Origin of the sequence: Kribbella sp. (assembly GCF_035655035.1) — a bacterium.
GTDB lineage: Bacteria > Actinomycetota > Actinomycetes > Propionibacteriales > Kribbellaceae > Kribbella.
Genome location: NZ_DASRVN010000312.1, coordinates 1 through 2,314 on the forward strand (window position 1 = coordinate 1; position 2,314 = coordinate 2,314).

The 2,314-nt window shown below is 69.3% G+C and carries 3 protein-coding genes; 2 read left to right on the forward strand and 1 reads right to left on the reverse strand.

What is annotated here, in order from left to right; all coding sequences use genetic code 11:
• Window positions 1–169 precede the first annotated feature (169 nt).
• Together VFF46_RS17945 and VFF46_RS17950 are read left to right on the forward strand one after the other, a co-directional pair.
• The gene (locus VFF46_RS17945; protein WP_325038283.1) at window positions 170–697 is read left to right on the forward strand and encodes a hypothetical protein; all 528 of its coding nucleotides are present in this window, start codon (window positions 170–172) and stop codon (window positions 695–697) included.
• On the forward strand, window positions 694–1,581 hold the full coding sequence (locus VFF46_RS17950; protein ID WP_325038284.1) for an alpha/beta hydrolase: 888 nt from the start codon (window positions 694–696) through the stop codon (window positions 1,579–1,581). The genes VFF46_RS17945 and VFF46_RS17950 overlap by 4 nt, the downstream gene beginning before the upstream one ends.
• On the opposite strand, the gene VFF46_RS17955 is transcribed toward VFF46_RS17950, so the two are convergent.
• A partial coding sequence (locus tag VFF46_RS17955; RefSeq protein WP_325038285.1) for an oligopeptide:H+ symporter occupies window positions 1,562–2,314 on the reverse strand: 753 nt, incomplete at its 5' end. The two genes, VFF46_RS17950 and VFF46_RS17955, sit on opposite strands and share 20 nt — an antisense overlap.

Genomic DNA, 2,314 nt, shown 5'->3' on the forward strand with positions numbered 1-2,314 from the left:
AGCCGGGCACCGAAGTACCCACCCACACCGCCGGCGCCGACGATCCCGATCTTCACGCCCGTCTCCTCTGTTCCCGGTTCAGCTGATACACGGATGATAGGAGGCGGCGGATTGAGGACTTCGCGCAATCCGGCGCCGTGCGCCGCCGTGGGCTGGTTGATTGGCGGTCATGCGTACACCGACGACGACACCGGCCCAGGCGGCCGGGATGATCCGCCGCGACCAGGAACTACTGCTCAGCCGGATCGCGGGCAAGACCGAGGACGAGCTCCGGGCGCCGTACGACGTCCACGACGGGCCGCTCGGGCACTTCTGCGACTCTCTGCACGACCTGGTCGCGCACGTACTGATGTGGGACGAGATCAACCTCGCCGTACTGCAGGAAGCGCGGGCCGGCCGGCTGCACTGGAGCCTCGACCCGCGCTGGGAGACCGCGGCGATCGGCAGCGCCCTGAACCAGGGAGGCGTCGAGGCAGGCCGCTTGATCGGCTCGGAACTGGTACTGCACCGGTTCCGCAGCGTCGGCGACGCGATGGTCGCCGAGATCACGCGGTACGACGAGCGGGCCTGGGCGGATCCGGCCACCGGCGCGGGGTTCGACGGCGGGATCGGGGCACTCGCGGAGTACGTCTCGACGACGCCCGACGGGATGCTGTTCGCGCACGCGGCGCGGCACCTGCAGCCGGTGTCTGCATGAGGATTGTCGACAATCTACAGCTCGGGCCGGAGACCGACGCGCTGCTGAAGCACCTCGCGGATGTCCCGGCCGCCCCCGGCCTCGACCCGTACGAGGCGCTGCTCCTGGATCGGGAGGACCTCCCCGATCCCGCGATCGCCGGTGAGCCGGACCCGCGCGTCGCCACCGAGGACGTCTCCGTCGAGCTGCCCGGGAGAACGTTGCAGGCCCGCGTGTACCGGTATTCGATCCGCCCGCGGCCGGTCCTGCTCTGGTTGCACGGCGGCGGGTTCGTCGGCGGAGACCTCCGCGACATCGAGTACGCGACCTCACGGATAGCTGCCGACGGCAACGTTACGGTTGTCTCGCTCAACTATCGCCTGGCGCCCGAGAACCCTTGCCCAGCAGCACTTCAGGACGTCTACGAGACGCTCGGCTGGATTCGTGAACACCTGGACGGCGACGGCCGGATCGCGATCGGCGGTCAGAGCGCGGGCGGTGCGCTGGCCGCCGGTGCATGCCTGCTCGCCCGGGACGCCGGTACTCCGCTCCCCGATCGGCAGGTCCTCTGCTACCCGGTGCTCGACCTGCACCCGAGCGCCGACTGGCACGAGTGGTACTTCGGTTCCCGCGAGATCCCGGCCGGCGCCGTACCGTTGCAGGCCGCTTCGCTCGCCGGTCTCCCGCCGACGCTGATGCTGGCGGCCGGGCGGGACTGGTTGCGCGACGACGCGCTCGCGTACGCCGCCCGGCTGGAGCGGGACGGCGTACCGACGGAACTGGTCGAGTACGCCGACACGATGCATGCCTTCCTCAACTTTCCGGCTGCTCTGTCGGCCGGGCGGCATGCGGTCGAGCTGATCGCCGCGGACCTCAAGGCCGCGTTCAGTGCACGCCGCTCATGAGCCGCCGGATCGGCCGGACGGCGAGCGCGAGCATGCCACCCAGTACGAGTGCGACACCGCCGATCACGCCGAAGTACGCGCCCTCGTGGCTGGTGCTGTAGAGCTTCGCCAGTACGCCGGACATCGCCGTACCCAAGGCGACCGATAGGAAGAACAGGGCAACCATCTGGGTCCGGAACGCCGCCGGGGCGAGCTTTGTCGACAGCGACAGCCCGACCGGGGAGAGCAGCAGTTCGGCGATCGTGAACACCAGCAGGATGCCGGCGAGCCCGAGCAGCGGCGCGCTGTTCGGGCCGCCGCCCGCCATCGTCAGGAACAGCAGGAAGGCGACGCCCATCACCGCGAGCCCGAGGCTGAACTTGATCGGCGTCGATGGTTGCCGTGGGCCCAGTTTCGTCCAGAGCGCGGCGAACACCCCGGACAACACGATGATCATCACCGGGTTGATCGACTGGACGAACGACACCGGCATCTGCCAGCCGAAGACGTTCCGGTCCAGGCGCTGGTCGGAGTAGATCGTCACGACCGTGAACTGCTGCTGGTACAGCGACCAGAAGGCCGCGCTGGCGATGAACAGCGGGATGAACGCCTGCACCCGCCGCCGTTCGATGTCGGTGATTTGCTTGCTGCGGAGGATCACCGCGAAGTACACGACCGCCGCGACCGCGCTGATCACGGCGACCGCCGTCGCGTACCGGGACGCCGGGAGCACACCGGAGATCAGCAGCGCCAC